We start from the raw sequence: 23068 nt of genomic DNA, 5'->3' as shown, positions 1-23068 counted from the left end.
TCAGGGCTCGTATGGTAGCACGACGCGGAAGGTGCTGCCCGCGCCCACGCTGCTTTCGACCTCGATCTGGCCGTTGTGCTGCGTCACAATATGTGCGCTGATCGACAGGCCCAGCCCGGTGCCGTTGGGCTTGTTGGTGAAGAACGGCTCGAACAGGTGCTCACGAATGTCGGCCGGGATGCCGACGCCGGTATCCGCGATCTCCACCAGCGCCACATTCTGGCCCGCCGTGGTGCGCACCGTCAGCGTGCCGCCCTCGGCCATTGCGTCGATTGCGTTCAGCACTAGGTTGAGAAACACCTGGCGCAGCTGGTCGGCGTTGCACAGCACCTGTGGCAGCGCGTGGTCGGGCGTGAAGATGATCTCAATCGCCACGTTGCGCGTGTTCAGCTGCGCCAGCGCCAGCGTGTCTTCGATCAGCTGGTTGAGATTGGCGGGCGCGAGGTCGCCGCGCGCGGGCCGGTAGAAATCGCGCATGCGCTGGATGATGCCCGCAATGCGCGTGAGCTGTTCGCGCGCAATGCCCAGGTATTCCGAGCTGTGTTTGAGGTCGGCGAGCTCGTTTTCGAGCAGGTAGAGGCAGTTGCGGGCGGCGTACAGCGGGTTGTTGATCTCATGGGCGATTGCCGCCGCCAGCTCGCCCACCGCCGCCAGCCGCGCCGCCTGCAAAATCGCCGATTCGGCCGAGCTGAGCCGCTCGGTCAGGGCGCGCTGCTGTTCTTCCAGGCTGGCGAGCTGGCTCGAAAGCGTGGCGGCGCGGCGCGAGCTGCCTTCTTCCAGAATGGCAGCGGCCGTCAGGCTGGCCAGCCCTGCCAGCGTGGCGCGCGCTTCGGCGGCGAATGCCCCGCTGCCGGTTTTGCGCAGCAGCAAAAGCACGCCCACCGCCTGATCATGCGCCACCAGCGGCAGCAGCAGCGCACCGCTTGGCAGCGCCCGCAGGTCGAGCGCGCGCAGCAATTGAGCGCGCTGCTCGTCGCTCAGGCCCGGTGTCAGGGCGGTAAATTCCGCGCTTGTGCTGGCCGATTGCGCCTGCCGGGTGCTAAACGCCACGCCCAGCGGGCCGAGGCTGGCGGGCACGCTGGTGGCGGGCAGCTGGCTAAAACCCGAGCTGGCGCGCAGGGCCAGCCGGTTGTTCGCCGCTTCGTAGAGGTAGATCGCGCCGCAGTTGGCTTCTGGCACCAGTGCCAGGGCGTTGCTCATTGCGCGCTGCAACAGTGTATCGAGCTCGCGGGTGGGCAGCAGCTCCTTGCTCAGCTCCAGCAGCGCGTTGAGGTGCGCGGTGCGGCGCTGCACCCGTCGCTCCAGCTCCGCCGCCGAGCGGGTGCGCTCGACCACGCGGCCAAGCTGCGCGCCAATGTTCGCCAGTACCTCCAGCAGCGCCGCGTCGGGCGCACTTTCAGCAGGGGTGTAGAATTCCAGCACGGCGACAACTTCGCTGCCCACCAGCACCGGGAAGGCCAGGCCTGCGCGCAGGCCGCACGCCCGCGCCGACTCTGCGCGCAGAAAGAGCGGGTCGCTGCCAAGCTGCTCGCGCCAGATCGGCTGCCGGCTGGCCAGCACGGTGCCAACCAGGCCTTTGCCCTCTGCAAAGCGCAGGCCCTCGGTCTGCTGAATGAATGGCGCGAAACGCTCAGGCTCTTCGAAATGCCAGATGCCCGTCGGCGTAAAACAGTCGTTGCAGCCCTCGGGCACGCAGACATGCCCGAGCGGCCAGCCCGTGAATGCGCACACCTGATCGAGCGCGCGCTGCAATGCTTCATCGACCGCGCTGGCCTCGTTCGCCACCACCGCCACGGCTTGCAGCAGCTGCACCAGCTGTGTCTGGCGGCGCAGTTCGTCTTCGGCGCGCACGCGCTCGCTGATGTCGCGAATGACGCTGGTGACGAGCATGCCCTGCTCGTCGTGGTAGGGGCTCAGGCTGACCTCGGCGGGGAACTGGCTGCCGTCTTTGCGCTGGCCGCGCAGCGTGTAGCCATTGCCGAGCGGGCGGGTGCGCGGCGCAGCGGCGTAGTGCTCACGGTGATGCACATGCGTGTCGCGCACACGTTCGGGCAGCAGCAGCTCGACCGGCTGGCCCAGCAGTTCGTCGCGCCCATAGCCGAACAAGACTTCGGCCTGATGGTTGACAATCACGATTGTGCCACCCCGATCGACAATCACAATCGCGTCGGGGGCCGATTCGAGCAGCGACTGGAATTTCGCCTCCGCGCCAGATGCCTGCCGGGCCAGCCCGTCGCCCGGTCGCTGGTGCAGCGGCTGCTCCCGTTGTTCTTGCATATAAACCCCGCTCTGAGTGTGCAGCGTCACAAGGCCACGCACCCAAGCGGGGCGGCCCCCGTTATGGTAGAGGAAGCAGCGCGGGGCATTCGTGAAGAAGACACAACGAAGCGTTGAGGTGAGACAACGAAACGCAGGACAGGAGACAGGAGGCAGGGGTCAGGAGGTTTGTGGCATTCCAAAGCCTTTTCAGGAGAGCAAGACAATCGGTCTGATAGCATCGGGCTGTAAGGCTCCGTGCTCTCGGTGCACTCTGTGGCTCAACTGTTCTGTTTGCGGCTATCAAGCTCAGGAGCGACGCTACGCACCACGCACTACGCTTTATCCCGCCTTGGCCGCGTCGGCCCAGAATTGCTCGACCTTGCCTTTGAGCAGCGTATGCTCGGGGCGGGCAAGCTGCGGGTCTTCGGCCAGGATTTTCTGCGCTTCAAGGTTGGCAGCATGGAGCAGGCGCGTGTCGGCCAGCTGCGCGACTTTCAGATCGGGCGTGCCGCTCTGGCGCGTGCCAAAGAACTCGCCCGGCCCGCGCAGTTGCAGGTCGATCTCAGCCAGCTTGAAGCCATCGCGGGTTTGCTCCATGGCCTCAAGCCGCTGCTTGGTGACTTCATTTTCTTTATCACTCACCAGGATGCAGTAGCTCTGGTGCATGCCGCGCCCAACCCGCCCGCGAAACTGGTGCAGCTGCGCCAGGCCAAAGCGGTCGGCACCCTCAATCACCATCGTCGTGGAGTTCGGCACGTCGATGCCCACTTCAATCACCGCCGTTGCGACCATGATATCGTACTCGTGGTTGCGGAACGAGACCATCGCTTCATCCTTATCACGCGGTTGCATTTTGCCGTGGATAAGCGTGACGCGCAGGTCGGGGAAGGTTTCGCCCTGCAGCTTGGCGTACATCTCCTCGGCCGAGGGCAGGTCGACCTTCTCGCTCTCATCGACCAGCGGGCAGACGACATACGCCTGCCGCCCGCGGCTGATTTCGCGGCGCATATGCTTGTATGCCTTGTCGCGCTCAGCCGAAACGATCCAGCGCGTTTTGATCTCCTGCCGGCCGGGCGGCAGCTCGTCCAGCACCGAGGTGTCGAGGTCGCCATAAATCGTCATGGTGAGCGTGCGCGGAATGGGCGTGGCCGTCATCACCAGCATATGCGGGTTGAAGCCCTTGTCCTTCAGGCGCTGGCGCTGCTCGACGCCAAAGCGGTGCTGTTCGTCCACCACCACCAGGCCAAGCTGCGCATACTGCACGCTTTCGGTGATCAAGGCGTGCGTACCCACCACCAGGTCAACATCGCCCTTGGCAATGCCCTCGAGCACGCGGCGGCGCTCTTTCGCGCCCAGGCTGCCGGTCAGCAGCGCCACGCGCACGCCCGCGCCGTCGAGGTCGTCTTCCGGCACCATGCCAAGCATGCGCTTCAGCTCGTCCAGCTCAGTCTGGTGGGCGGCTGCCTTGGGGTCGGCGGCGGGCGCAGTGGCTTCCTGCATCTGGCGCGGCACGCGAACCTGACCCAGCAGCGCTTTCAAGCCTTTGTAGTGCTGCTCGGCCAAAATTTCGGTTGGGGCCATGATTGCGGCCTGGAAGCCGTTTGCAATCGCCTGCAGCGCGGTGGCGGCGGCGACTGCCGTTTTGCCACTGCCAACGTCGCCCTGAAGCAGGCGCGCCATCGGCACCGGGCGCTGCATGTCGGCAAAAATCTCTTCCAGCGCGCGCACCTGCGCCCCGGTCAGGTCGAAGGGCAGCTTCGACAGCAGTTCTTCGTGCACGTCCTGATTGAAGGGCATAGCATAGCCATGTTCGCCCTGCCAGAGCAGCTTGCGTTGCAGCACGCCAAGCTGAATGAACAGAAACTCGTCGAAGCCGATCCGGCGGCGGGCGCGTTCGAGGTGCTCTTTGTCGTTGGGGAAGTGGATCTGCACCAGCGCATCGGCCAGCGGCATCAGGCCGGCGTGGTCGCGCACCTTCGCGGGCAGGTAATCCTGCACCAGCGGCGCGGCGCGGTCGACCACGCGCTTGATGATGCTGCGGGCATTGCGTTCGTACAGGCCCTTGGTGAGCGGGTGCACCGGCACCAGCCGGCCGGTGTGGATCAGCTCGTCGTCGCTGTACGGCTCCCAGTCCGGCCCGGTCATCTGGCGCAGGCCCTGGAACGAGTCGATCTTGCCGCTCAGCACAATCTGCGCGCCGATCACGAACTGCTTGGCGAGCCACGGCTGGCGGAAAAACACGACCTTCAGATTGCCGCTCTGGTCGCCCACCAGCAGCTCAATGCCGCTCATGCCGCTGCGCGTGCCAAAGGTGCGAATGTCGACCACCGAGGCCACCACCGTCTCGGTCGAGCCAATTTCGAGGTCGGCGATCTGCTTTTGCGAGGTGAAGTCGTCGTAGCGGTGCGGGAAGTGGTAGAGCATGTCGTTCACGGTGCGCACACCCAGGCGCTTGAACGATTGCGCAGTGACCTTGCCAATGCCCGGCAGCTGGTCGATTGCGGTTTCGAGGGTGAGCGGCGGGGCAGGTTTTTCGGTGGCGGGCTGCGGGCGCAATTTGGCGGCGGGCACGGCTGGCTTGGCGGGCGCGGGCGCGGCCGGGCGGAACAACGCCCGCAGCGCGTCGATTGCGATGTCGATGCGCGTCTTCCGCGTAATCGCGTCGAAGACGCTATAGCCCGCCAGCAGCTCCAGTGTCTGCTGCACCGGGGGGTGGCTCAGCGCGCCGTTGGCAGCCAGCCGCCAGGCGGTCAGGTAGCGCTCCATCCCGCCCGGCGCGGCCGTGTCGGCGTAGCCCTGCTCTTGCTCGGCGCGGAGAATTTTGCCTAGCTCAATGATCTGATCTTTGCCGTCCATAACCCGTATAGTTTACGATTGGCGAAAACAAGCTTCGCCTCTACGGAAACACGCAACGCAAAAGGGTTTCGGGTCTGGGGTTTTGGGATTGAACCCGCAACCTGCAACCTGCCAACTTGCAACCCGCTCACCCGCGCTACTTCAGCAGCCCGCCAATGCCCACCGCGCCCGGCCCGGCGTGCGCCCCCAGCACACCGCCAGCCTGCTGAATAAGGATTCGTTCGCGTGGCATCAGGCCCGCAGCGGCAAGCTGGTCGGCCATTTGCTCGGCAGTGGCGCGCTCGGTGGTGTAGAGCGCGGCCAGTTCGTCGTATGCGCCGCGCGCCTGCGCCAGCTCGACCATGCGCGGCGGCACGCGCTTCCAGGTGCGCACCTGCTCCACCGGCAGCACTTCGCCCAGTTTCACTTCCATAATTGGCTTGACGCTCAGCACGGTACCGAGCAGCGCGCGCATACGCCCGATCCGCCCGCCCTTCTCAAGGTAGCGCAGAGTCTCGAAGGCCACCAGCAGCACGCCCCGGTCGCGCCGCTGCTCGACCAGTGCGGCAGCTTCCTCAATCGTCGCGCCGTCGCGCACAGCCTGTGCAGCTTTCAGCGTCAGGAAGCCCAGCGGGATGGAGACATTCATGCCATCGACGCAGTGTACCCGGCCATGTTCGATCAGCGATGCGGCCTGGCGCGCGGCGTTGAAGGTGCCGCTCAGGTTGCCAGCCAGACTGATCGACAGCACCTCGTGGCCGGCCTCGGTCAGCGCACGAAACCAGTGCTCGTACATGCCCGGCGTCGGCGCGGATGTCTTGGGCGGCTCGGGCTCGTCCACCAGCCGGCGGTAGAAGTCGTCGCGCGTGAAATCAACATCATCGCGCAGCGTCTCGGAGCCAAACTGTGCCAGCACCGGCACGACCGTAATGTCATATTCTTTGTAGATTTCGTGGGGTAGGTCGGCGGTGCTATCGACAACGATTTTGATCAAAACGACCTCGCGAATCGGCTACTTACTCCATTCCCTCGAACACCGCCACCCCCATCGCACCCGGCCCCAGGTGCGCGCCAATGCTCGGGCCAAACTGCATGATCTGCACCTGATCGCGCGGGAAGATCGGGTCGACCTTCTCCAGCAGCTTCTCGACATCTTCCGGCGTGGTCGAGTAGAGCGCGATCACTTCCTGCACATGCGGGAAATCTTCAATAAAGGTATACAGCCCCTCGATGGCTTTGGCGCGCGTGCGGGTGCGCTCGTAGGGCACGATCTCGCCTTCGTCGAGCAGCATCAGCGGCTTGATGCGCTGCATCGAGCCAAGCACCGAGGTTGCCAGCGAAAGGCGGCCAGTGTGCTCAAGATACTCGATTGTATCCACGAAAAAGACGACATGGCAGTGCTGGTTCAGGTTGTTGATCAGCTGCGCAACCTCGGCGGGTGTTGCGCCATCGCGTACCGCGCGCGCCGCATGCGTCACCACCAGGCCCAGACCCATGGAGGCCAGCTTGGTGTCGATCACTTCGATGCGCGTGGCCGATGCGGGCAGGCGCGCGCGGGCCTGCTGCGCGGCGCGGCATGTCGAGCCAAGCCGGCCCGACAGGTGCAGCGAGAAAATATAGTCGTAGTCGGGCGTCAGCCGCCGGTAGAGCTGCTCGTACATGATCGGCGGCGGGGACGAGGTGGTGGCTTTGATACGCCCATCCTGCATCCACTGGTAAAATTGGTCGTTGGTAATATCCAGACCAGCCCGGAAGGTCTGCTCGCCGACGTGCAGATACATCGGCACCACCTCGATGCCAAGCTCATGCGCCAGGCCCAGGGGGATGTCGGCGGTGCTGTCGGTGACGATTTTAATACCGGCCATGCGCTGGCCTCCCTCCACACAGAAATAGAACAATGCAGTAGAACGCAGAAATGATATTGTACCGCAATCCGGCCGCCGCTGCGCGCTATTCGGCCGAAAGAATATAGGTATACAGCGGCTGCCCGCCATTCTGAACCTCAACGTCGATATCCGGGAAGCGCTCCGCGATGCGCTCGCCAAGCGCGGCGGCCGCCTCGGGGCTGGTGTCTGCGCCGTAATATACGGTCAGAATTTCGCAGTCGTCCAGGCCCATGCGCGCCAGCAGGTCGTCGATCACGGCCTGCGGCTCGTCGGCCGCCGTCACGAGGTCGCCGTTCAGCAGCCCAATCGTCTGCCCGGCGCGCACGGTCACGCCATCCACGGCAGCGTCACGCACGGCGGTGGTCACCTCGGCGGTGGCGATCTGCCCCATCGCGCCGCTCATGGCGCGCACATTCGTCGCCAGGTCGTTCTGGTAGTTGAAGCTGAGCAGCGCGGCCATGCCCTGCGGCGCAGTTTTGGTGGGCAGCACCTCGATGCGTTTTTTGCTCAGGCTGGCCGTTTGCCGCGCCGCCATGATCACGTTGCCGTTGTTCGGCAGCACAATCACGTCCTGCTGCGGCAACTGCTCGATCGCGGCCAGCAAATCTTCGGTGCTGGGGTTCATGGTTTGCCCGCCGCCCACCACCGCGCCGGCCTGCAAATCGCGGAACAGCGCCGCAAAGCCCGGGCCGGGCGCCACCGCCACCACGCCCACTGCCGTATCGACGGCGGGCGCGTCGGGCGCAAGGTCGGCCTTCTGGTGCAGCTGCTCGCGCTGAACGTCCATATTGGTGATTTCGATCTGTTCCAGCGCGCCAAAATTTATTGCGTAGTTCAGCGCCTCGCCGGGCCGCAGCAGGTGGACATGCACTTTGATCAGCTCGTCGTCGCCCACAATCACCGCCGACTGGCCCATGCCCGCCAGCGTCGCGCGAATGTCGTCGTAGGGCATGCCGCGCCCGCGCAGAATGAAGTTGGTGCAGTAGCCGAAATCGTCGGGGCCGTGAATGTCGTCAAACGACATGGCCGGCGCGGGCGCGGCCGCATGGTACTCGACCGACTCGCCGCGCGCATGGCGCAGCATGCCATCGAAAATCAGAAATAGCCCTTCGCCGCCCGAATCGACCACGCCGGCTTCGCGCAGGTTTTTCAGCAGCGTCGGCGTGCGATCAACCGAGGCGCGCGCGCCCGCCACCGTGGCCGCCAGCACGCTCTCCAGCGTGGCGTGCGGCTCGGCCAGCGCCGCCGTAGCTGCCTCGCTGGCCTCGCGCATCACGGTGAGCATGGTGCCTTCCACCGGCTTGAGCACGGCGCGGTAGGCGGCGGCGCTGGCCTGCCCCAGAGCGGCGGCCAGCTCGGGCGCGCCCATGCGTGCGTGGCCTTCCAGCCCTTGCGCCAGCCCGCGCAGCACCTGCGAAAGAATAATGCCCGAGTTGCCGCGCCCGCGCATCATCGCCCAGTACTTCACGCGCTCGGCCACTGCCGCCGCGCTCGGCTCGGGCGCAACGTCTTTGGTCGCGCCCGTCAGCGTGAGCGACATATTCGTGCCGGTGTCGCCATCGGGCACTGGGAAAACATTCAGCGCATTGACCTCGGCGGCGTGCTGTTCCAGCCAGTGCGCCGACGCCTGAAGCGCGGCCAGCAACTGCGGGCCATCCCATGTCTGCGATGCAAGCGTGTTGTCCAACCCTATCTCCACAAAATTTTGAATGTCGAGCTGGGATTTCTGCTCATTCAAAACTCACCATTCAAAACTCACCATTCAAAACTCAAAACTCATTCTTCAGGCCCTGCACGCGCACATTCACGCGCGCCACCGGCATGCCCAGCGCCCGCTCGACAGCGTAGCGCACATTTTCCTGCACATTGCGGGCCACCTCGGCAATGCGCATGCCATAGCCCACAATGATATACAGGTCAATCTCGACCCAATCATCGCCAATTCGCACATCCACGCCACGGTGGGCATCGCGCTGGTGCAGCACCTGCGCCACGCCTTCGCGAAACGTGTGCGGCGCCATTCCCACCACGCCATACGACTGCCCAACCGCACTGGCGACAATCGACGCAATCGCGCGCGGCGCGACCTCGATGCGCCCTTCGGGCAGCTGGCGCTGGTTCGGCGGCCGATTTTGCTGACTCATTCCTCTACCCTCAACAGCAATGTTTGCCAAGCTGGCCGGCTTGTGGTATATTTTGCCCTTAGTGTTTCACAACATTTCTAGCACGCTCGGCCACGCCGAGGAGGTTATTCGACATGGCAACCTGTCAGCTGTGCGGCAAGAAGCCGACCTTTGGCAACAATGTTAGCTTCTCCAAGCGGCACACCCGCCGTATGTGGCGGCCTAACATTCAGAAGACAACACTCACGCTCGATGGTGGCGTGTCGGTGCAGGTGAAACTTTGCACCCAGTGTTTGCGAACGGTAAGCAAGACGAAGTAACTTTCGTTTTGCGGAAGGCCGGCACCTCTGCGGTGCCGGTTTTTTCATGCCCGCGTTTCTTCTTCGCCAGCCCGCCAGAGCGTGGGCATTATAGCGGAAGCGATCACGCCGCGCAATACCCAATTTCCACGTATTTTAACCCTCGTCGCCGAGCACGAAGCGCTCGATCGCCCAGGCCACGCCATCGTCCTGCACGCTCGGGATGACCTGATTGGCGGCGGCGCGCGCCTCAGGAATGGCGTTGCCCATCGCCAGCCCCAGGCCGGCCCACTCCAGCATTGGCACATCGTTCTCGTGGTCGCCGATTGCAATCACATCCTCGCGGGCAATGCCCATTTGCTCGGCCAGTTGCGCCAGCGCCGCGCCCTTGCTGACGTTCGGGTGCGTCAGCTCGCCAAACATTGCGTGCGAGCGAAACGCCAGCAAGCGCCCGGCGAAGTGTTCGCCCAGCCGCGCGCACTCGCGCTCGACCACCGGCGGCTCGGCAACAAACAGGATTTTCGTGGGCGGGTGCGCAACCACCATTGTCGCGAGGTCGGGCGTGTGCGATGCGTGGCCCTGGCTGAGCAGGCGCGCGCTCGCTGCGCTGGCAATTGTGTTCGCCAGGTTAGGATCGACCACCACATCGGGGCGCTCGGGGTGCCAGCCCAGGTACAAGTCCAGCTCGGGGCGCGGGCTGGCGATCCACAGCCGTTCGTCGATATACGCGATTGCAAAGATGTTGCGCTCCAGCAGCAGCTCGATCGCCTCGCCAGCCAGCGCTGCCGGCACCGGCTCGTGAAACAGCACCGCGCCATCGCGCGAGTCGCGGATCAATCCGCCCTGGAAGCAGATCAGCGGGCCGGAAATGCCGATTTTTTCTGCAAACGGCAGCGTCGCACCAAACATGCGCCCGGTCGCAATCGTGACATGCACGCCACGCGCCTGCGCCGCCGCAATCGCCTGGAGCACCGCCGGCGAAATGCTCAGGTCGGGCTGCACAACGGTGCCGTCGAGGTCGAGCGCGAGTAGTTTGTATGGCATGAATTCCTCTGCTATAAGGTCGGGGGTTTCGTTTCGACGGCAACAACGCGGTCGAGGCCGGCCAGGTCCTGGTGAACGGCAACCTGCGCCTGTGGGAAATATTGCCGCGCCAGCGCCGCCACGGCTGGCCCCTGCGTCGCGCCAATTTCCAGCAGCACCGCGCCACCCGGGCGCAGCACCGCAGGCGCGCCGGCCAGCAAGCGGCGGTACAGATCGAGACCATCAGCGCCGCCGTCAAGCGCGGCGTGCGGCTCGTACCGTCGGACGCCTTCGTCGATCTCATGCAGGATCGTGTAGGGCGGGTTGCTCACCAGAATATCCACCCGCTCAACAAGCGGCGCGAGCAGGTCGCCTTCGCGCAGGGCAACGCGCCCCGCCACGCCGTGGCGCTCGGCATTCGTGCGCGCCACATCCAGCGCATCCCGCGAGCGGTCGACGGCGACGATCTGCGCGCCCGGCAGGTTCACCGCCAGCGCGATCGCAATGCAGCCGCTGCCCGTGCCAATGTCGGCAATCAAGAACCGATCTTCGGCGGACTCGTCGCCGGTTTTCGGTTCCTGGCTCCTGCTTCTGGTAATTGCCAGATCAACCAGCAGCTCGGTTTCGGGGCGGGGCACCAGCACACGCGCGTCGACCAGGAAATCCAGCCCGTAGAACTCGCGGTGGCCAACAAGGTAGGCAACTGGCTCAAGCGTGGCGCGGCGCCCAACCAGCGCGGCAAAGGCGGCCCCTTGCGCAGCAGCGAGCGGTGCGCGGCCTTCGGCCAGCAGGCGGGCGCGGCCCCAGCCCAGCACATGCGCCAGCAGCAGCTCCGCGTCGAGCCGGGATGTTGGGCTGGTGGCGCGCAAGCGCTCGGCGGCCTGCGCCAGCGCGGCAGCAATCGTGGCAGGTGTTTCGTTCACGCCCGTAGTATACCGAACTTTTGCCCCCGCCATGCAAACAGCCGAGCCTGCGCGGCCCGGCTGCTGCCTCCAACAATGTACGGAAGGATTAGCCACAGAGAACACCGAGGTCACCGAGTTTTATCACTATACTCAGTAATCTCGAATCTCTTCCACTGAGCATTACGCACTACGAACTACGCCCTGCATTGTTGTTACGCAGCCCATACAAGCGGAACGTATTCACCCGAATAGAGGGTTACTTCCCGCTATCGTCGTGCAGCGAGAACACTGTGGTCGTGCCGTCACCCGATGCGATCTCAACGCGCGCGACGCGGCCATTCACTTCGTCGATCGACACATTCTGCACGTCCGTCACGGTGTGGTCGAACACGCCATCATCGCCCTGCGCAAACGACACCACTACGCTATCTTCGCCATCTTTCAGATCGGCAGTCATGCCGGCAAAGGGCATATGGTCGACGATAACGTGCTGCGCCCCACCCGTACCAACCACCTCCAGCCGGGCCATCGTGCCAGCAAAATCGCGGCTGAATGCATCCAGCAGCTTCACCCATTCCTGGCGCACAAGTTCACGTGAACTCACAGCATTGCTCCTTGTATCGTTACGTCCACGGGCAGGCGGACAATCTGCTGCGTTTTATGGTTCTACCGCAATTCCCGGGCCAGCATTATTTCTTTTTCTTTGGCGGCTTGGGCTTATCGGGCTTGGGTGGCTTGCCCGCTGGCGGCTTGGGCGCGGGCGCTGGTGCTGCCGCAGGCACGGCAGTGGGCTTGGGCGGCACGGTTGGCTGAGGGGCAGGGCTCGGCTTGGGTGGCAGGGTTGGCTGCGGCGCGGCAGTGGCTGCCACCGTGGGCGTGGCGGGGCTATCGGCCAGGGCCGCGCGCGAACGCTGCCACATGCTGCCCACGCCAGCCATCAACAGCAGCGCAAACAGCACGCCAACCACCGCCTTACGGGTTTGCGGCTGCGCCAGGCGAATGGTCGCCGGGCTGGCTTGCACGAGCGCGGGCGCAGCTGGGCGCGGATTGTGCGCTGGCCCGACGCCGGGCGGGTTCACCACGGTCGGGCTTTCGTGCTGCCAGGCGGTCGCGTCGCTGAACATCTGGGTGGAATATGTGGCGGGCGCAACTGGCGCGACTGGCGCGACTGGTGTGGCCGGAACAGGCGGATTGGTCGCGCCGCCCGCCAGCGACTGGCGCGCACTTTCGAGTAAAGTCGTCACATCTTCGTAGTGCGGGTCGATGCTGGCAACCTGGTTGAGCTGATCGATCGCTGCTGCCCACTGGCCAGCCTGAAATGCCGCCAGCCCGGCCTGGTACATGCGCGTGGCCTGAGTTGATGGAAGTGGGCGGTTGGGCTGCATCAGCGCGCTTTCCAGCGCAGCCGCCATCTCCGCAGCAGTCTGGTAGCGATCAGTCGCTTCTTTTGCGATGGCGCGCAGCACCACCGCTTCGAGCGCGGGGCTCAGCGTCGGGTTGAGACTGCGCGGCGGCGGCGGCGGGTCGTACACATGCTTGGCAAGCATCGCCATTGGCGTATCGGCCTGGAAGGGCAGTCGGCCCGTTAGCAGCTCGTACAGCACAATGCCCAGCGCATACAGGTCGGTGCGGCCGTCGAGCGGCTGGCCCGAGGCCTGCTCGGGCGACATGTAGGCGGCCGTGCCGATAATAAAGCCGGTCATTGTCAGCTGCTCGTTTTCGTGCAGCAGCTTGGCAATGCCGAAATCGGCCAGCATCGGCCAGTCGGGCGTGGGCAGCAGAATGTTGCCGGGCTTGATATCGCGATGCACAATGCCAAAGCGGTGCGCGTATTCCAGCGCGCCCAGCACCTGCCGTATCATCTGCAGCGCGACGCCGGGCTCGCTCGGCTGGCCCAGCAGATCGGCAAGTGTCGCCCCGCCTTCGATATACTGCACCACAAAGTACAGCAGGTCGCCTTCTTCGCCATAATCATAGATCGGCAGGATATTGGGGTGTTGAAGCTGGGCAATCGTCTGCGCCTCGCGGCGGAAGCGCGCGGCGAACTGCGGGTCGTGGTGCGCGTGGAGCACCTTCACCGCCACGAAGCGGTTGAGCGCGGGCTGGTAGGCTTTGTAGACGGTCGCCATGCCGCCGCGCCCCACCACTTCCACCAGTTGATATTGCCCAAGCGGGGTGTTCGTCAAATCCCTCATGCACACAACCTTATGATTGGCTTTTGCTCACCGGTTTGCTTATCTCTACGCAGTATTTTCGTCGATGTAGCACAAACTATACCCTAATAAACGTCCGTTCGGCGCGATATCACCCACACATCACAATTTTGTAAGCAAAAACGCCCCTGCCGCCATAGAATGTTCTACGGCGGCAGGGGCGCGTTCCGCAAAGGCGTGTTTACTCGCCCGGCTCTTCCAGCGCGGCAGCCAGGCCATCGGCAATGCGCCCGAGCAGCGCGAACGTCGCCGGGTAGGCCAGCACCTCGCGCTCGGCCATGCCGGGCTGCCAGCGGTAGCGGGCGGCCTGCGCGCGCGCCGGGGCAGCCCACAGCGTCACTTCCCAGTACGACACTTCCTCGCCTTCGCGCTGCGGCGGCGACGAGCGCAGCTGGGCCATGCCCTCGCCGCCATCCAGCTCCCACACCGCCAGCGGCTCTTCCAGAAAGCTCAGCCGCCGCGCAACCGCCGCCGCAGCCGCGCTCAGAAAGGCGCGCGAATCGGCCGGGGCCGCGCCACCCGCGCCAGCCGCCAGCTCACGCAGCGTCACGCTATAGCGGTCGCGGTCGAAAAACGACAGCTCGGCGCTTTGTGCGCCGTGCGCAACCGTCAGCGGCTGCGTGGCCGGCTGCTCGGTATCGCGCAATTGCTCAATCAGCAGTTTTCCAAGTGCCATGGTGGTCTGCTCCTGGCCGGGCAGGGTGAAAGCTGCCGGCATATGGGTTGGGGAACCGATCCCACGTGGATCAGCATTAGTCGATCTTGCGCTCGCCAAAATCCTTGCCGTCGAACGAGATCAGGCGCTTCTTGTCGTCCACCACGGTTTCGATATGCACCGGGCGCGACCAGATTTTTTGCAGGTTGCGCAGGGTATCGCGGGCGTAGTCCATTTTCAGGTCGACGCCCTCGTGGCGGTGGCGCAGGTACATTTCGCCGCGATTGTTGTAGTTGCCTTCTTCGACATAGATGAACGGCTGGCCGAAGTTCGTAAGGCGGAACAGCAGCTTCTGCTTGATCTCCTGAAACTCGCGCGACGCGATCTCATACAGGTCGGTGTCGCGGTTGTAGCGGAACGAAAAGAGCTTTTGCTCCAGGCAGAACTCGGGCGTCAGAAAGGCGTCGATAAAGGTTACGTCGTTGTGCATCTTGCGGATCTCGAAGACCTTCTGGCGGCCCAGGCCAAGCTGCTTATCCCAGTTACGCTTCTCGGCAATGTCTTCGCACTCTTCGTACTCCTTGCCGAACTTGCCCTTGTTCCAGCGCTCTTCCACATCGCGCAGCAGCTCGATGCCGAGCTTGTAGGGGTTGAGCCGGCCCGGCTGCGTCGCCACCACGCCCGAATGATGGTCGGCAAAGTCGATCACCTCGCCATCCTTGAGCGCCTTCTTGGTCATGATCTCGGAGTGCCAGAAGCTGGCCCACCCCTCGTTGAGGATTTTTGTCATGCCTTGCGGCGCGAAATAGTACGCCTCGTCGCGGATGATCTCAAGAATGGTGTGCTGCCAGCGGTCCAGCGGCGCGTAGTTCATCAGGAACAGCAAGACGTCTTTCTGCGGGCTTTCGGGGAAGCGGCGCTGGCGGGCGCGATCTTCTTCCAGGCGCTTGCGCTGCTGCTCAAGGAACTCGGGCGGGTTGATGAAACCCTTCATGTACGAGCGATCGACCTTCAGGCCCTCGACCACATCGGGCTCGTCCTGTTCGACCACCGAGCGCGTTGTTTGCGCCTCCGGGCGTTTGATATAGGGCGCGTGGTAGTCGATCAGGTTGTCGAGCGAGAGACAGGTGTCGATGAAATCTTCCACCACCTCGTAGCCCTGGCGGTCGACAATGCGCTGGATGCGCGCGGCATGATTGGCCATTTCGTCAAGCATTTTGCGGTTCGTGTGCGAGAACCACATATTGTTCTTGAAGAAATCGACGTGGCCGGCGACATGCGCCATCACCATCTTCTGCGTCACCATCTCGTTGCCTTCGAGCAGGTACGCATACGAGGGATTGGTGTTGATCACCATCTCGTAGATCGTCGAGCCAAGCCAGACATGCCCCTTGATCAGCTGGTCGTACTCCATGCCGAAGCGCCAGTGCGGGTAGCGCGTGGGGAAGCCGCCGAGCGCTGCCGTCTCGTAGAGCGTGCGGTAATCGAGCACCTCGTAGATGATCGGGTAGAAATCGAGACCGTAGTTCTTGGCGTGGTCCTCGATCTCTTCCCAGGCAGACTGGAGTTCGGGTGGAAGGCTCGTTTTTTTCATAATATTTTACAGCTGTAGCCGCGCGATATACCGCGCGGCTACAGCTGTTCTACTTTCCTTTGCCAAGAAAATCCTTGATCGCATCATAGATGTCGTCGCGGTCGGCAATTTCGGAGATGACCAGCGTTTCTTCCTTGCCGAGGTACTCTTCCAGGTCGTGCGCAAAGCGGCCCGAGCCGTAGAGCGAGCGCACCTGCCCGTAGCAGAACTGGTTGGCCTTGGGCAGCAGGTGCGAGCGCAGCAGCTCAACGCACTCGCGCGTGTCGCCGCCGCCCCAGTTGTCGCCGTCGGAGAAGTGGAAGGGATAGATATTCCACTCGTCGGGCTGGTAGCGCTCCTCGATCATCTTGTTGCACAGCCGGTAGGCCGACGAAATCTTGGTGCCGCCGCCCTCGCGAATGTGGTAGAACGTGTTCTGATCGACCTCTTTCGCAGCGGCGTCGTGGACGATATAGCGGATCTCGATCTCTTTGTACTGCGAGCGCAGCCACGTTTCGATCCAGAACGCCGTAATGCGCACCAGCTCTTTCTGCTCGGTGCCCATCGAGCCGGACACATCCATCATGTAGATGATCACGGCGTTCGACTCGGGCATCTGCGTTTCTTTCCACGAGCGGTAGCGCATATCCTCGCGGATGGGCACAACCACCGGGTTCGAAGCGTTATACTCGCCCGAAGAAATCTGGCGGCGCAGCGCCTCGCGGTAGGTGCGCTTGAAGTGGCGCAGCGAGTCGGGGCCGACGCGGCGAATGCCCGAATACTTGTCTTTCTTCGAGATGATGTTTTTCTTGCCGCGCGGCTCGATGTTCGGCAGCTGCAGCTCTTCGCCAAGAATGGCGGCCAGCTCCTCCAGCGTCACATCGACCTCGATGACATGCTGCCCGGGGTCGGAGCCGGCCTCGCCCTGGCCCTGCTGCGGGTCGCCCTGCCCAATCGGGTCGCCCACATCGCCATCGCCCTGCCCAACGCCACCACCCTGCTTCGAGCCATAGCGAAACTGGGGCAGGTCGATCTGCGGCAGCGGGATGGACACATACTTGCGCCCCTGGCGGCCGATCATCTCGCCCTGCGACATGTATTTGCGCAGATCTTTTTTGATTTTCCCTCGCACAATCTGGCGGAAGCGGCCCAGATCGCGCTCGACGCGTCGGATGGACATAGAGTTCCCTTCGGGAATTTTAAGTTTTGAATGTTGAGTTTTGAGTTGCGAGGATATCGCCACACTCAAAACTCAACATTCAACACTCAAAACTTAATTCTTCGTATCACCGCGGGCGAAGATGCTGGCCACATAGTTCAGTACGTCGGTGGCGCTCTGCTCGTTGTAGCCGAAGTCGCGGATCAGGCGGGCCTTCACCACGTCGATCTTCTCCTGCGTGTCTTTGTCGATCACGCGTGAGACGAGCGAGGTGAGCTTGATCGAGTCCTTCTGGTCCTCGAACAGCTTCAGCTCCAGCGCTTTGTGCAGGCGCTCGTTGGTCTTGTAGTCGAACGAGCGGCCTTCAATTGCCAGCGCGCCGATGTAGTTCATGATCTCGCGGCGGAAGTCGTCCTTGCGCGATTCGGGGATGTCGATCTTTTCTTCGATCGAGCGCATCAGCCGCTCGTCGGGGTCTTCGAACTGGCCGGTGAACTTGTTGCGCACGCGCTCGCGCTGTGTGTAGGCCTTGATGTTGTCGATGTAGTTGCCACACAGCCGCTTGATCGCTTCCTCATCAGCGGAAATGGCGCGCTGCACTTCGTTCTTGACGATCTCGGTGTATTCTTCCTTCACCACCGAGAGCAGGTCTTTGTAGCGCTTGCGGTCTTCTTCGGCGTTGATTAGCGCGTGGTTCTTCAGGCCGCCTTCAAGCTCGTTCAGCACCATGAAAGGGTTGATATAGCCATCTTCCTGGAAGTTCACCAGCGCGTTCGAGATCTTGTCCTGAATATAGCGCGGCGAGATGCCCTCCATGCCTTCGCGCATGGTTTCCTTGCGCAGCTCTTTGATATTGTCTTCGGTGAAGCCGGGCAGCGTTTTGCCGTTGTAGAGCTTGAGCTTCTGCAGCAAGGTCAGGTTGGGCTTTTTCGGCTCTTCCAGGCGCGTCAGCACTGCCCACATCGCGGCCACTTCCAGCGTATGCGGGGCGATATGCACGCGCACATTGCGGCGGTTGAAGTCGCGCTCGTAGATCTTGATCTCATCGCGCAGGCGGGTGATGTAGGGAATATCGATACGCACCGTGCGGTCTTTCAGCGCCTCCATGAACTCGTTGTTCTCAAGGCGGCGGTATTCCGGCTCGTTGGTGTGGCCGATAATCACTTCGTCGATGTCGGTCTGCGCGAACTTCTTGGATTTGATCTTGTGCTCCTGGCTGGCGCCCAGCAGGTCGTACAGGAAGGCGACGTCGAGCTTGAGCATTTCGATGAACTCGATCACGCCGCGGTTGGCGATGTTAAACTCGCCATCGAAGTTAAACGCGCGCGGGTCGCTGTCCGAGCCGTAGATTGCGATCTTGCGGTAGTTGATATCGCCGGTCAGCTCGGTCGAGTCCTGGTTTTTCTCATCCTTGGGCTGGAAGGTGCCGATGCCGACGCGATCCTGCTCGGAGAAGACCAGGCGGCGCACCCGAATGCGGCGGATGACATTGCTCCAGTCGCCGCCGTAGCGCAGCATCTGCTCGCGGAAGTTGTAGCGGCACGAGGGGCACAGCTCGCCAATGATGCGAATGCGCTCTTTCTCGCCGCGCCCGCTGTTGAACTCGCCCACAAAGCGCTCGCGCAGCTCGGGCGGGATGAGGTGCAGCGGGTCTTCGTGCATGGGGCACGATTGCCAGTCGGCTTCCTTGAGCTGCGCCGGGTCGAAGTCGTCTTCCTCGCCCAGGTACCAGTCGAAGGTGTAGAGCGCGCCATCGTCGGTGCGCGAGTAGTGCTCAAGGCCCTTCTTCAGGCGGCGCACAATTGTCGATTTCGAGGAGCCGACCGGGCCGTGGAGCAGCAGCACGCGCTTTTCAGTGCCATAGCCCTGCGCGGCGGCCTTGAAGAAGTTCACCAGACGCATCAGCGGGATCTCAAGGCCAAAGATCGCATCGTTCTGGTCGAACGACAGATCGCTAAAGAATTTGTAGCGAATCAGGCGCTTCTTAGCGTCGATAAACTCCTCGGTGCCATACGACATGATCATGTCGTAGATGCGCTGGAACGCATTCCGCGACACCATCGGGTTCTGCGCAATGACATCCAGATACTCACTGAACGTGCCCGTCCAGTTGAGTTCCTGGAATTTTTTGCGATCCTGCATCTCGCTGACGAGTTGCAGAAGCGACGTTCCGATTTGCGTTGTCATCTGTGATCCTCCTGATTGTGACCATTCACCGCCGCCGATCGTACGACCGTGGCGCTGAATCACGAACGACCGCCCCCACGCACAGCGATGCAGTTGCATGTGCGATATGTTGAGGCGGTCTTGCTAAGGTGCAGTAGTCGGTGTCGAGACAGGTTGAGTTGCGATACCAGGATGCCGGCGCCCATGTCGTTGAGCTGGCTCGCTCGGGCGCGTTCGTCTAGTCACGACGTTGCTATACAACTTTAGGTCTCAGGGAGCAAATTGAGGGAGGCCTGGTAGGCCAGGTGGGCGTATTATAGCAACCTTAGATAGCAGCGTCAAGGGTTTGGCGTACATCAGTACTAATTTACCAAGCAAAGTGCGCCCCGTTTAGCCGATTTACCCAAATAAACGTTGCGCCGCGCATTTTTGATTGATCGCTCCCTGAGCAGTTTTTGCGGCGCTACGCCGCACGCTTCAGGGCAGCGCAAATCCTAATTACTTCTACGCAGCAGCGCGCCACGGGATGCGCCCAGGCACAAAGAACCGGCCCCGCGCAATGGTGCACGAGGCCGGTTACGAGTATGTGTAGGGAAACTGCTTAAAAGGGCAGCGGCGTGAGCGGCTCGGCAGAATTGCCATTCAGCATGTGGTGCTGGGCTTCCTGAAAGCTGCCAATCGCGCGGTATTTCGCATAGCGCTGATCGAGCAGGGTTTGCGTGTCGAGCTGGCAGAGCTCGGCCAGCTGCGCGCGCAGCGCCTCGCCCACCGCCGCCAGCACGACCGGCGCGTCGAGATGCGCGCCGCCCTCGGGTTCGGCAATGATGCCGTCGGCGATACGCAGCGCGGCCAGGTCTTGCGCGGTAATCTTCATGGCCTTGGCCGCGTCGGGCGCTTTGGCCGCGTCGCGCCAGAGGATGGCAGCGGTGCCTTCGGGCGAGGCCACCGAGTAGACAGAGTGCTCCAGCATCAGCAGACGATCGGCAACGCCAATCGCGAGCGCGCCGCCCGAGCCGCCTTCGCCAATCACCACGGCGACAATTGGCACCTTCAGGCTTGCCATCACCAGAATATTCTCGGCAATCGCATTGCCCTGCCCGCGCTCCTCCGATTGCACGCCCGGGTCGGCGCCAGGGGTGTCGATAAAGCACAGCACCGGGAAGCCAAATTTTTCGGCGTGGCGGAACAGGCGCAGGGCTTTGCGGTAGCCTTCGGGGCGCGGCATCCCAAAATTGCGCTTGACATTTTCGCGCGCGTCGCGGCCCTTCTGGTGGCCGACGATCATCACGGTGCGGCCGTCGAAGCGGGCCATGCCGCCAATAATCGCCGCATCGTCGCCGTAGCGGCGGTCGCCGTGCAGCTCGACAAATTCATCGCAGCAGCTTCGCACATAATCGAGCGTGTGCGGGCGGTGGGGATGCCGCGCAAGCTGAACTTTATCCCAGGGGGTGAGCGCTGTTGTCATGGTTCTTTCGTGCCCATCGCACACCGGGCAAGGGCGTGGCCCGGCGCGCAGCAATATCAGGCATTGAGCATCATTGAATTCGTTGGGGTTTCGTCGCCCTCGCGGGCTTTGCCGGCGTAGAGCCGCAACAGGCGGGCAAGCGTGATGCGCAGCTCGGCGCGCGGCACAACCATGTCGATCATGCCGTGCTCGACCATAAATTCGGCAGTCTGGAAGTGCGCTGGCAGCTTCTGGCGAATGGTCTGCTCGATCACGCGCTGGCCCGCAAAGCCAATTCGCGCGCCCGGCTCGGCAATGATGATATCGGCGACCGAGGCGTACGAGGCAACCACGCCCGCATAGCACGGGTCGACCAGCAGAGCAATATGCGGCTGCCCGGCAGCGGCCAGGCGCGTCAGCGCCATATTGGTTTTTGCCATCTGCATCAGCGAAAGCACGCCTTCATGCTGGCGTGCGCCGCCGGTCGCAGTGATGGTGAGCAGCGCCGAGGCGTTTTCGGCGGCGCGCTCGGCGGCGCGGGCAAGGCGCTCGCCATACACGCTGCCCATGGAGCCACCAATAAAGGTGAACTCCGAAACCGCCACATGCAGCGGGTTCCCTTCGAGCGTGCCGTGGCCACTGACCAGCGCATCGTGCAGGCCGGTGCGATCCTGATTTTCGGCCAGCTTTTGAACGTATATGTCTTTGGTGGAAACGAAATCGAGTGGATCGCATGGGGCCAGGTCGGCATCGTCTTCAACAAAAGTGTCAGCATCGAGAAGACCCAGCCACTCGCGGGCGCCGAGGCGCATATGGTAGCCACACTTGCAGACCTTCAGGTTGTCGTTTAGCTGCTTGGCGTAGTTCAGCTCGCCGCACGATGGGCACTTGACCCACATGTTATCGGGGATCTGCTGACCATTGTCGCGCGCGCCGGGGGTAAAATGCTTTGGTTGGCGGCGAAACCACTCTTTCATGCTCTTCTCCTGGCCTTCATATGCGCTGCGCATTATACCACACCCGCTTTCCGCAATCGCAGCCGGGTGCTCATTTCCCACCCGGCCCGCGCACGCGCCAGAAGATTTGCAGCCGCATTGTACACGCGCTCGCCAACACTACCTTACAATTCACCCCGCATATCTGGCATAGATATGCTTGCGTCTTGCCAAAAGTTGTCATATGATACGGGCAATAATCGAGCGCGCCATTATGCTTTTCGTGCTGCGCTACGACGGAAAGGAAACCCGAGCAATGCTCGATGCACTTCAGAATCCCATCGTCATCGCAGTGGTCGTGCTGGTTCTGCTGGCGCTGATTGCGATCCCGGTGCTGATACGGCGGCGCGCAGCCCGCAACGATGTGCAGCCCCCGCCTGAGTTAGGCCCGGCACTCGATTACACGTCGATGCCTGTTCAGGAGCAGCAAACCTTTGGGGAGCGCCTGCGCGCCGCGCCCGCTGGCGTAAAGCTGCTGCTGATTCTGGTGCCGGTGGCGCTGATTGTTGCAGGTTTTGTGGTATGGCAGGCATTCTTCAACACCCCCAGCGAAGTGATTATCCCGCCGCCGCCACCCGCCGCCATCACCGATGTTTCAGCAACCCTCGCCTCTGCCGCGCGCATTGTGGTGGACGCGAAAACCAACCTGCCCGATGGCACCGAGGTGACTGCGAATATGCAGGAAGGCGACGCCGACTTCCCGTGGTTCAACCCGCAATCGAACCGGGCGCAGGTCAGTGGCGGCCAGATTCGGATCGTGATTGAGCGCGCTGCCACTGCGCCCCTGCCCCGCCGCGATCAGGATCATACCGTGGTGCTGAGCGCCAGCGCGAATAACCAGTCGGTCACGTCCGACGCGGCCGCGCTGTCGATCCCGGCGATCTACACCAACGACTTCTACCGCGACAAAGTTGTGGCTGCGCCAACCGTCGCGCCCACGCCCACCAAAGCGCCCGCCGCGCCAACAACAGCCGCCGCCACGGCAACGCCCGTGCCCGAGCCAAGCGCAGCGCCCGCGCCCAAGCTCAGCGCCAAGGTATTTAATGGTGGCAACGTGCGCGACCAGCCCGTGAACGGCAAGGTGCTCGATCAGATCAACGCCAACGAAACGGTTGAGCTGCTTGAGAAGAACGCCGCCGGCACGTGGTACAAGATCACCAACGAGCGCCAGGTGACCGGCTGGGTGAGCGTTACGCTGCTGACGGTCGACGACGCCACGATTGCGCAGGTTCCCGTTACCGGCGCAGGCGCACCAACGCCAGCGGCTGGCCCGGCAGCAACCGGTCTTACTGCCAAGGTTTTCAATGGCGGGAATGTGCGCGAGCGACCGATTAGCGGCCAGGTGCTCGACCAGATCAACGCCAACGAAACCGTGACGCTGATCGAAAAAACTGCCGACGGCACGTGGTACCATATCACCAACGAGCGCCAGGTCAGCGGCTGGGTTAGCGTCACGCTCCTGACGCTCGACGACGCCACCAAGGCCAAGGTGCCGGTAGCAAAATAGTTTCCCTTGAGGCACAGCGCGTGGCT

General features: G+C 62.9%; 18 protein-coding genes. 2 read left to right on the top strand and 16 right to left on the bottom strand.

The features are described 5' to 3' along the window. The 6 genes from M1P90_RS27190 to M1P90_RS27165 form a co-directional block, all read right to left on the bottom strand. Entirely contained in the window at positions 1–2277 is a 2277-nt protein-coding gene (locus M1P90_RS27190) for an ATP-binding protein (protein ID WP_483698765.1), read from the bottom strand. 321 nt (positions 2278–2598) lie between these two features. Next, entirely contained in the window at positions 2599–5115 is a 2517-nt protein-coding gene (recG, locus tag M1P90_RS27185) for an ATP-dependent DNA helicase RecG (RefSeq protein WP_483698764.1), read from the bottom strand. 136 nt (positions 5116–5251) lie between these two features. Continuing rightward, positions 5252–6088, bottom strand: a complete 837-nt coding sequence (locus M1P90_RS27180; protein WP_483698763.1) for a DegV family protein — start codon at positions 6086–6088, stop codon at positions 5252–5254. A gap of 22 nt (positions 6089–6110) precedes the next feature. Further along, positions 6111–6959, bottom strand: a complete 849-nt coding sequence (locus M1P90_RS27175) for a DegV family protein (RefSeq protein ID WP_483698762.1) — start codon at positions 6957–6959, stop codon at positions 6111–6113. Between the two features lie 85 nt (positions 6960–7044). Continuing rightward, positions 7045–8667, bottom strand: coding sequence for a DAK2 domain-containing protein (locus tag M1P90_RS27170; protein ID WP_483698761.1), 1623 nt, complete (start codon positions 8665–8667; stop codon positions 7045–7047). Between the two features lie 82 nt (positions 8668–8749). Further along, positions 8750–9124, bottom strand: a complete 375-nt coding sequence (locus M1P90_RS27165; protein ID WP_483698760.1) for an Asp23/Gls24 family envelope stress response protein — start codon at positions 9122–9124, stop codon at positions 8750–8752. Positions 9125–9237: 113 nt separating this feature from the next. Here M1P90_RS27165 and rpmB point away from each other — a divergent pair, with 113 nt between their 5' ends. Continuing rightward, a complete protein-coding gene (gene rpmB, locus M1P90_RS27160) occupies positions 9238–9423 on the top strand; it encodes a 50S ribosomal protein L28 (protein ID WP_483698759.1) in 186 nt (61 codons plus the stop codon). Positions 9424–9558: 135 nt separating this feature from the next. Here the strand turns inward: rpmB and M1P90_RS27155 are convergent, their stop codons facing one another. From M1P90_RS27155 to accD, 10 genes are all read right to left on the bottom strand, one after another. Beyond that, a complete protein-coding gene (locus M1P90_RS27155) occupies positions 9559–10446 on the bottom strand; it encodes a Cof-type HAD-IIB family hydrolase (protein ID WP_483698758.1) in 888 nt (295 codons plus the stop codon). 11 nt (positions 10447–10457) lie between these two features. Continuing rightward, positions 10458–11348 (bottom strand): peptide chain release factor N(5)-glutamine methyltransferase, encoded by an 891-nt coding sequence (prmC, locus tag M1P90_RS27150; protein ID WP_483698757.1) that lies wholly within the window; start codon positions 11346–11348, stop codon positions 10458–10460. A 238-nt stretch (positions 11349–11586) separates the two neighbouring features. Next, complete coding sequence (locus tag M1P90_RS27145; protein ID WP_483698756.1) at positions 11587–11934, bottom strand: DUF5335 family protein; 348 nt, start codon at positions 11932–11934, stop codon at positions 11587–11589. Positions 11935–12019: 85 nt separating this feature from the next. Beyond that, positions 12020–13525 (bottom strand): serine/threonine-protein kinase, encoded by a 1506-nt coding sequence (locus tag M1P90_RS27140; RefSeq protein ID WP_483698754.1) that lies wholly within the window; start codon positions 13523–13525, stop codon positions 12020–12022. Between the two features lie 199 nt (positions 13526–13724). Further along, complete coding sequence (locus M1P90_RS27135; RefSeq protein WP_483698753.1) at positions 13725–14219, bottom strand: hypothetical protein; 495 nt, start codon at positions 14217–14219, stop codon at positions 13725–13727. 76 nt (positions 14220–14295) lie between these two features. Next, positions 14296–15792: a SpoVR family protein gene (locus M1P90_RS27130; RefSeq protein WP_483698752.1), complete on the bottom strand. Its 1497-nt coding sequence runs from the start codon at positions 15790–15792 to the stop codon at positions 14296–14298. A gap of 49 nt (positions 15793–15841) precedes the next feature. Further along, positions 15842–16951, bottom strand: coding sequence for a DUF444 family protein (locus M1P90_RS27125; RefSeq protein ID WP_483698751.1), 1110 nt, complete (start codon positions 16949–16951; stop codon positions 15842–15844). A 93-nt stretch (positions 16952–17044) separates the two neighbouring features. Then, on the bottom strand, positions 17045–19117 hold the full coding sequence (locus M1P90_RS27120) for a PrkA family serine protein kinase (RefSeq protein ID WP_483698750.1): 2073 nt from the start codon (positions 19115–19117) through the stop codon (positions 17045–17047). A 580-nt stretch (positions 19118–19697) separates the two neighbouring features. After that, positions 19698–20561, bottom strand: a complete 864-nt coding sequence (locus M1P90_RS27115) for an acetyl-CoA carboxylase carboxyltransferase subunit alpha (protein WP_483698749.1) — start codon at positions 20559–20561, stop codon at positions 19698–19700. A gap of 56 nt (positions 20562–20617) precedes the next feature. Continuing rightward, positions 20618–21517 (bottom strand): acetyl-CoA carboxylase, carboxyltransferase subunit beta, encoded by a 900-nt coding sequence (accD, locus tag M1P90_RS27110; RefSeq protein ID WP_483698748.1) that lies wholly within the window; start codon positions 21515–21517, stop codon positions 20618–20620. A 274-nt stretch (positions 21518–21791) separates the two neighbouring features. On the opposite strand from accD, the gene M1P90_RS27105 reads away from it, so the two are divergent. Beyond that, positions 21792–23042, top strand: a complete 1251-nt coding sequence (locus M1P90_RS27105; protein WP_483698747.1) for an SH3 domain-containing protein — start codon at positions 21792–21794, stop codon at positions 23040–23042. Positions 23043–23068: the final 26 nt, after the last annotated feature.

The sequence above is a fragment of the Kouleothrix sp. 19917 genome, from assembly GCF_057073505.1.
Note: the sequence above shows the minus strand (reverse complement) of the source record. Positions and strands in the feature narration are given on the sequence as shown.

Coding starts and splice junctions, on each gene's coding strand:
- M1P90_RS27190 (WP_483698765.1), bottom strand. CDS start 2,277: ATGCAAGAACAACGGGAGCAGCCGCTGCACCAGCGACCGGGCGACGGG.
- recG (WP_483698764.1), bottom strand. CDS start 5,115: ATGGACGGCAAAGATCAGATCATTGAGCTAGGCAAAATTCTCCGCGCC.
- M1P90_RS27175 (WP_483698762.1), bottom strand. CDS start 6,959: ATGGCCGGTATTAAAATCGTCACCGACAGCACCGCCGACATCCCCCTG.
- M1P90_RS27165 (WP_483698760.1), bottom strand. CDS start 9,124: ATGAGTCAGCAAAATCGGCCGCCGAACCAGCGCCAGCTGCCCGAAGGG.
- rpmB (WP_483698759.1), top strand. CDS start 9,238: ATGGCAACCTGTCAGCTGTGCGGCAAGAAGCCGACCTTTGGCAACAAT.
- M1P90_RS27155 (WP_483698758.1), bottom strand. CDS start 10,446: ATGCCATACAAACTACTCGCGCTCGACCTCGACGGCACCGTTGTGCAG.
- M1P90_RS27140 (WP_483698754.1), bottom strand. CDS start 13,525: ATGAGGGATTTGACGAACACCCCGCTTGGGCAATATCAACTGGTGGAA.
- M1P90_RS27135 (WP_483698753.1), bottom strand. CDS start 14,219: ATGGCACTTGGAAAACTGCTGATTGAGCAATTGCGCGATACCGAGCAG.
- M1P90_RS27130 (WP_483698752.1), bottom strand. CDS start 15,792: ATGAAAAAAACGAGCCTTCCACCCGAACTCCAGTCTGCCTGGGAAGAG.
- M1P90_RS27125 (WP_483698751.1), bottom strand. CDS start 16,951: ATGTCCATCCGACGCGTCGAGCGCGATCTGGGCCGCTTCCGCCAGATT.
- M1P90_RS27120 (WP_483698750.1), bottom strand. CDS start 19,117: ATGACAACGCAAATCGGAACGTCGCTTCTGCAACTCGTCAGCGAGATG.
- M1P90_RS27115 (WP_483698749.1), bottom strand. CDS start 20,561: ATGACAACAGCGCTCACCCCCTGGGATAAAGTTCAGCTTGCGCGGCAT.
- accD (WP_483698748.1), bottom strand. CDS start 21,517: ATGAAAGAGTGGTTTCGCCGCCAACCAAAGCATTTTACCCCCGGCGCG.
- M1P90_RS27105 (WP_483698747.1), top strand. CDS start 21,792: ATGCTCGATGCACTTCAGAATCCCATCGTCATCGCAGTGGTCGTGCTG.